Genomic DNA, 6,645 nt, shown 5'->3' on the forward strand with positions numbered 1-6,645 from the left:
CGCCCTGTGAACGCGCTCGTGAACGCGCTCAGTCGTAGCTGCGCGCGTCCTCGATGACCTTGCCGTCCTGCGGCAACGAACCGGCCGGCACGAACCGGACCTCGCCCTTGAGCCGCATCACGTCGCGCATCGACACCGCGATCGCATCGGCCAGCCCCGCGTCCTGCCGCGTGGCGTCGCAATGCAGCGTCATCACGTCGGCGCCCGGCGCGCCGGTCACGACCAGGCGCGCCGCGCGCAGCTCGGGATGGCGGCGCATCACCTCGCCGATCTGGCCCGGATGGACGAACATCCCCTTGACCTTGGTGGTCTGGTCGGCGCGGCCGAGCCAGCCGCGCAGCCGGATGTTGGTGCGCCCGCAGGGGCTGGGCGTCGACGACGAGCCCGGCACGACGGCGGACAGGTCGCCGGTGCCGAAGCGGATCAGCGGATAGTCCTCGTTGCCCAGCACCGTGACCACCACCTCGCCGACCTCGCCCTCCGGCATCGGGCGCGTGCCGCCCGGTTCGACGATCTCGACCAGCACGCCCTCGTCGACCACCCAGCCGTCGGCACCCTCGCTCTCATAGGCGATCAGGCCGACATCGGCGGTGCCGTACATCTGGTGCACCTTGATGCCGCGCTCGACGAACCAGGCGCGCAGCGAAGGCGGCATGGCCTCGCCCGACACCAGCGCCTTGGCCAGGCTGCACGGCTGGCCGAGTTCAGCACCGCGTTCGAGCAAGATCTTCAGGAAGGACGGCGTGCCGGCGTAGGCCGCCGGCCGGAGCATCGACAGCGCCTGCACCTGCGATTCGGTCTGGCCGACGCCGGCCGGAAACACGCAGCAGCCCAGCCGGTGCGCGCCGGTTTCCATCATCATGCCGGCCGGCGTGAAGTGGTAGGAGAAGGTGTTGTAGACCAGCTCGCCGCGGCGAAAGCCCGCCGCGTACATCGCGCGTGCGGTGCGCCACCAGTCCGGCCCGTGGCCGTCGGGCTCGTGCAGCGGTCCGGGCGACTGGAAGATATGGCGCAGCGCGCCCAGCGGCGTCGCGTTCAGCCCGCCGAGCGGGGCATTGGCCTGCTGCAGCGCGCTCAGCTGCGCCTTGCGCGTGACCGGCAACGCGGCCAGCGCCTCGCGCGAGGTCAGCGCCTGCGGATCGACATCGCGCAGCGCCTCGGCAAAGTAAGGCGCGTGCGTCCTGGCATGCGCGACCTGGCGCGACAGCGCGGCCAGCAGGGCCTGTTCGCGCGCGGCGGGGTCGCGCGTCTCGAGAGCGTCGAAGTATTCGGACATGATGACGGATGTCGGTGAGGATGGGGTGCCGGGCGATACGGGTTACGGCCGCGGCGGGCCAAGGCATGATGTCGGCGCCGATCGCCGCGCGGGCCGGCCGGTCCACGCGCTGGTCCGTGCGCCGCTCAGGCGAGCCAGCGTTTGCGCCGGCGGTAGCTCTTGACGTCGCGGAACGACTTGCGGCCGCCGCCGTCGGCATCGTTGGCCGCCACGCCGAGGTAGAACTCCTTGACGTCCTCGTTGGTACGGAGCGCCTCGGCGGCACCATCCATCACCACGCGGCCGTTCTCGAGGATGTAGCCGTAGTCGGCATAGCGCAGCGCGACCATCGTGTTCTGCTCGGCCAGCAGGAAGCTGACGCGCTCGCGCTGGTTCAGGTCGCGCACGATCTCGAAGATCTCCTCGACAATCTGCGGCGCCAGTCCCATCGACGGTTCGTCGAGCAGCACCATGCTGGGCTTGGCCATCATGGCCCGGCCGATCGCGCACATCTGCTGCTCGCCGCCGGAGGTATAGCCGGCCTGCGACTTGCGCCGGGTCTTCAGGCGCGGGAAGTAGGTGTAGATCTTGTCGAGCTCGTCGCGCGTCTCGCCGCGCGAGAGCCCGCGCGTATAGGCGCCGGTCAGCAGGTTTTCCTCGATGGTCAGGTGGGCGAAGCAGTGGCGGCCCTCCATCACCTGGATCACGCCGCGCTTGACCAGATCGTTCGGCGTCAGTTGGTCGACGCGCGCGCCGCGGTATTCGATCGAGCCCTTGGTCACGTCGCCGCGCTCGGCGCGCAGCAGGTTCGAGATCGCCTTCAGCGTGGTGGTCTTGCCCGCTCCGTTGGCCCCCAGCAGCGCCACGATGCCGCCCTCGGGCACGTCGAGCGACACGCCCTTGAGCACCAGGATCACGTGGTCGTAGATCACTTCGATGTTGTTGATGGACAGCAGGGTCATGGTGGACCTCGGTAGGGATAGCGGGGCGCGGTGGTGTTCTCCATCTCCCGTCCGGGGGAAAGCGGGGGAGAGGTTGGGGAGAGGGAGAACGCCTTACGCAAGCATCAATATGCGCATCACGACTTCGCGCAGGCCGGCGTGATGCCCTTCTCCTTCGCGTACTGCGCCGCGTTGGCCTTGAACAGCGGGTGGATCAGGCTCTTGTTGCCTTCGATCCAGTCCGACACCACGGTCCACTTGGCGCCGTCCCATTGCTGGATCTTGACCTTGCCCGAGCCCTCGTGGTTTTCGCAGCTGGTCTTGATCTCCGGCAGCAGGCCGGTGGCGCCGAGCTGCTGCAGCCGCGCGTTGGTCAGGTTCAGGTTCTCGAAGGCCCAGCGCATCTGCTCGCCGCTCATCGGCTTGCCCTTGCCGAACTTGTTCTGCGCCACGCGGATCGCCTCGACCGTGACCACCGCCGCCGACACGCCGCGGTTGTACAGCACCGAGCCGATCTTGTTGCGGTCCTGCATATTGCCCTTGCCGCCGCCGTAGACCACCTTCTCGATATCGGCGATCAGCGGCACGCCCTTGCCTGCGACGTTCCAGGTCGCGCTCATGTAGCCCTTGGCGGCGTCGCCCGCGGGCACGGTGTCTTCCTCGGAGCCGGCCCACCACGAGCCGATCATCTTGTCGCGCGGATAGCCGACCTTCTGCGCGGCCTTCAGCGCGGTCTGGTTCATCACGCCCCAGCCCCAGAAGATCACGTAGTCGGGACGCTCCTGCCGGATCCGCAGCCACTGCGCGCCCTGCTCGTTGCCGGGATGCGCGACCGGGATCTCGATCAGGTCGAACTTGTTCAGCTTGGCCTCGGCCTGCAGCGCGACGATGGGCTCCTTGCCGTAGGCCGAGTCGTGGTACAGGTAGACGATCTTCTTGCCGGCCAGCGAACCGCCGCTCTTGCCGGCCAGGTACTTGACGATCGCCGACACCTGCATCTGGTAGGTGGTCACCAGCGGGAAGGCGTAGGGGAACACCGAGCCGTCCACCGCGTCGGTGCGGCCATAGCCCATCATCACCAGCGGCACCTTGTCGGCCGCCGTCTTGTCGACCAGCGCGTACGAGATGCCGGTCGACATCGAATGGTAGGCGGTGCCCCTGGTGGTCGGGTTCTTGCCCTTCAGGCGCTCGTAGCACTCGACGCCCTTGGCGTTGTTGTACTCGGTCTCGCACTCTTCCCAGGTCAGCTTGACGCCGTTGACCCCGCCTTCCTTCAGATTGACGTAGTTCAGATAGTCGATAAAGCCGCCGTACCAGGACTGCCCGTTGGCGCCATACGGCCCGACCCGGTAGCTGGGCAGCGCGATGAACTGCTCGCCGCTCTGGGCCTGCGCCGGCAGCGCCGGCACCAGCAGCGCGGCGGCCGCGCCGACTGCCAGCGCGACGCGCTGGGCATTGCGAATCAGGTTGCTCATCACTGTCTCCTTCACCTTGGCAGGTGCATTGTTATGGCGTTGTTGTCCAACGACCCGTTTGCATGACATCGGCGCGTGCCCCGTCGACACGGCGTCAATGCGGGAACGGCCACAGCCGCAGCTTCTCCTTGCCGATCTGCCAAAGCCGAGCCAGGCCGTGCGGCTCGACGATCAGGAAGAAGATGATCAGGCCGCCGAACACCATCATCTGGATGTGCGACACCGTCGCGTTGGTGAACGGCAGATGCAGCAGCGCGGCCAGCGGCGGCAGCATGTTGTCGAGCAGGATCGGCAGCAGCAGGATGAACGCGGCGCCGAGGAAGGAGCCGAGGATGCTGCCGACCCCGCCGATGATGATCATGAACAGCACGCGGAACGACAGGTCCAGCGAGAAGCCGTCCGGCTCGACCGAGCCCAGGTAGCAGAACGCATACAGCGCGCCGGCCACGCCGCAGTAGAACGAGCTGACGGCAAACGCCAGCAGCTTGGTGCGCATCAGCGGAATGCCGATCACCTCGGCGGCCACGTCCATGTCGCGCACCGACATCCACGCGCGTCCGGTCGACGAGCGCACCAGGTTCTTGGCGACCAGCGCCAGCACCGTGACGATCGCCAGCACGAACAGGTACTTGCGCATCGGCGTGTCGATCGGCAGGCCAAACAGGTCCAGCTGCTGCGCGGTGATCACGCCCGACGAGCTGTTGTTCGAGAACCAGGGGAACTTGGTCAGCGCCCACACCACGAAGAACTGCGCCGCCAGCGTCGCCACCGCCAGGTAGAAGCCCTTGATCCGCAGCGAGGGCAGGCCGAAGGCGACGCCGACCACCGCGGCCGACAGCCCGGCCAGCACGAAGGTCAGCAGCACCGGCAGCCCGTCGATCCGCAGCTGGAAGTTGTAGGCCGCGTAGGCGCCCACCGCCATGAAGGCCGCGGTGCCCAGCGACAGCTGCCCCGCGTAGCCGGTCAGGATATTGAGCCCGAGCGCGGCGAGCGAGAAGATCAGGAACGGGATCAGGATCGCCGAGAACCAGTACTCGCTGCCGATCAGCGGCACGCCGACGAAGGCCAGCGCGAGCAGCACGGCGAAGCCGATGCGGTCCTGCCGGATCGGAAAGATCTGGCTGTCGGCGACATAGTCGGTCTTGAACTGGCCGGCTTCACGATAGAACATGGGCGACTCCTTGGCGTCGTGCCACCTGACGGACCGTCACACGCGGTCGATATGTTTTTCGCCGAACAGCCCCTCGGGCCGCACCAGCAGGAACAGCAGCGCGAACACATAGGGGAACCAGCCTTCGATGCCGCCGAAGTTGCCGCCGAACATCGACTGGAACACCGGCGGGATGTAGATCTCCGCCAGCTTCTCCGAGGCGCCGATGATCAGCCCGCCGACGATCGCGCCCGGCACCGAGGTGAAGCCGCCGAGGATCAGCACCGGCAGCGCCTTCAGCGCGGTCAGCGTCAGCGCGAACTGCACGCCATTGCGCGAGCCCCACAGCATGCCGGCCACCAGCGCGACGAAGCCGGCGACGCCCCAGACGATCGCCCAGATATGCTGCAGCGGAATGCCCAGCGACAGCGCGGCCTGGTGGTCGTCGGCAACCGCGCGCAGCGCACGGCCGACCTTGGTGTACTGGAAGAACAGCGCCAGCGTGGCGACCAGCGCGCCGGCGATCGCCGCCGCGGCCAGGTCGAACTTCGAGATCACGATATTGAAGCGGGTCAGGATCGCCTCGATCGGTTCGTCGACGATGCCCAGCTGGATCGGGCGCACCTCGTTGCCGAACAGCAGCGGCCCCAGCCCTTCGAGGAAGAACGACAGGCCGATGGTCGCCATGAACAGCGTGATCGGCGGCTGGTTGACCAGCTTGCGCAGCACGAAGCGTTCGGTGCCGATGCCGACCAGCGTCATCACGAAGAAGGCGCCGATCACGGCCGCCCACATCGGCATGCCCTTGTCCATCAGGCCCACCACGGCCAGCGCGGCGAAATAGACCATCGCGCCCTGCGCGAAGTTGAACACGCCGGAGGCCTTGTAGATCAGCACGAAGCCGAGCGCTACCAGCGAGTACATCAGCCCGGACAGCAGTCCGCCGAGCAGGATTTCGAAGAAGAAGGTCATCGGCGTGGCCTCGGTGAAGGACGGGGGTCGGCGTTGGGCAAGCGGGCGAGCGAGCTGGCGAGCGGGCGGGCCGTTCAGTGCGACGCGCCCAGGTAGGCGCGGATCACCTCGGGGTTGGACTTGACCTGCTCGGGCGTGCCGTCGCCGATCTTCTTGCCGTAGTCGAGCACCACCACGCGGTCGGAGATGTCCATCACCACGCCCATGTCGTGCTCGATCAGCACGATGGTGGTGCCGAACTGCTGGTTGACGTCCAGGATGAAGCGGCACATGTCCTGCTTTTCCTCGACGTTCATGCCGGCCATCGGCTCGTCGAGCAGCAGCAGCGAGGGCTCGGCGGCCAGCGCGCGCGCCAGCTCGACGCGCTTCTGCAGCCCGTAGGGCAGGCGCCCCACCGGCGTCTTGCGGATCGACTGGATCTCCAGGAAGTCGATCACCTCCTCGACCTTGCGCCGGTGCGCGATCTCCTCGTTGCGGGCCGGTCCCCACCACAGCGCATTGGCCAGCAGGCCGGAGCGGAAGCGCGTGTTGCGACCGGTCATGATGTTGTCGAGCACGGTCATGCCCTTGAACAGCGCGATGTTCTGGAAGGTGCGGGCGATGCCCTGGCGCGCGGCGGCGGTCGGATTCATCTTGCGCCGTTCCTCGCCGCGGAACACGATGCGTCCCTGCTGCGGGTGATAGACGCCGTTGATCACGTTCAGCATCGAACTCTTGCCGGCGCCGTTCGGGCCGATGATCGCGCGGATCTCGTGCTCGCGCACATCGAACGAGATATCGGTCAGCGCCTTGACGCCGCCGAACGCCAGCGAGATATGCTGCAGATCGAGAATCACCTCGCCATGCCGCGTC

The 6,645-nt window shown here is 67.3% G+C and carries 6 protein-coding genes; all 6 read right to left on the bottom strand.

Annotation, left to right across the window (positions count from 1 at the left end; all coding sequences use genetic code 11):
• Nucleotides 1-28 precede the first annotated feature (28 nt).
• Complete coding sequence (locus AC6EI8_RS22865) at nucleotides 29-1,276, bottom strand: phenylacetate--CoA ligase family protein (protein WP_265633171.1); 1,248 nt, start codon at nucleotides 1,274-1,276, stop codon at nucleotides 29-31.
• Nucleotides 1,277-1,401: 125 nt separating this feature from the next.
• Entirely contained in the window at nucleotides 1,402-2,217 is an 816-nt protein-coding gene (locus AC6EI8_RS22870; RefSeq protein WP_265633170.1) for an ABC transporter ATP-binding protein, read from the bottom strand.
• A 116-nt stretch (nucleotides 2,218-2,333) separates the two neighbouring features.
• The gene (locus tag AC6EI8_RS22875) at nucleotides 2,334-3,671 is read right to left on the bottom strand and encodes an ABC transporter substrate-binding protein (RefSeq protein ID WP_149317170.1); all 1,338 of its coding nucleotides are present in this window, start codon (nucleotides 3,669-3,671) and stop codon (nucleotides 2,334-2,336) included.
• A gap of 94 nt (nucleotides 3,672-3,765) precedes the next feature.
• On the bottom strand, nucleotides 3,766-4,842 hold the full coding sequence (locus tag AC6EI8_RS22880) for a branched-chain amino acid ABC transporter permease (protein ID WP_149317171.1): 1,077 nt from the start codon (nucleotides 4,840-4,842) through the stop codon (nucleotides 3,766-3,768).
• 36 nt (nucleotides 4,843-4,878) lie between these two features.
• The gene (locus AC6EI8_RS22885) at nucleotides 4,879-5,793 is read right to left on the bottom strand and encodes a branched-chain amino acid ABC transporter permease (RefSeq protein WP_498382954.1); all 915 of its coding nucleotides are present in this window, start codon (nucleotides 5,791-5,793) and stop codon (nucleotides 4,879-4,881) included.
• Nucleotides 5,794-5,867: 74 nt separating this feature from the next.
• The coding region (locus AC6EI8_RS22890; protein WP_498382955.1) for an ABC transporter ATP-binding protein at nucleotides 5,868-6,645 on the bottom strand (778 nt) is incomplete at its 5' end.

Source organism: Cupriavidus sp. R6-3 (genome assembly GCF_059772245.1).

Excerpts from the sequence above, each read along its gene's own strand:
- AC6EI8_RS22875 (WP_149317170.1), bottom strand. The coding sequence starts at position 3,671 with ATGAGCAACCTGATTCGCAATGCCCAGCGCGTCGCGCTGGCAGTCGGC.
- AC6EI8_RS22870 (WP_265633170.1), bottom strand. The coding sequence starts at position 2,217 with ATGACCCTGCTGTCCATCAACAACATCGAAGTGATCTACGACCACGTG.
- AC6EI8_RS22885 (WP_498382954.1), bottom strand. The coding sequence starts at position 5,793 with ATGACCTTCTTCTTCGAAATCCTGCTCGGCGGACTGCTGTCCGGGCTG.
- AC6EI8_RS22865 (WP_265633171.1), bottom strand. The coding sequence starts at position 1,276 with ATGTCCGAATACTTCGACGCTCTCGAGACGCGCGACCCCGCCGCGCGC.
- AC6EI8_RS22880 (WP_149317171.1), bottom strand. The coding sequence starts at position 4,842 with ATGTTCTATCGTGAAGCCGGCCAGTTCAAGACCGACTATGTCGCCGAC.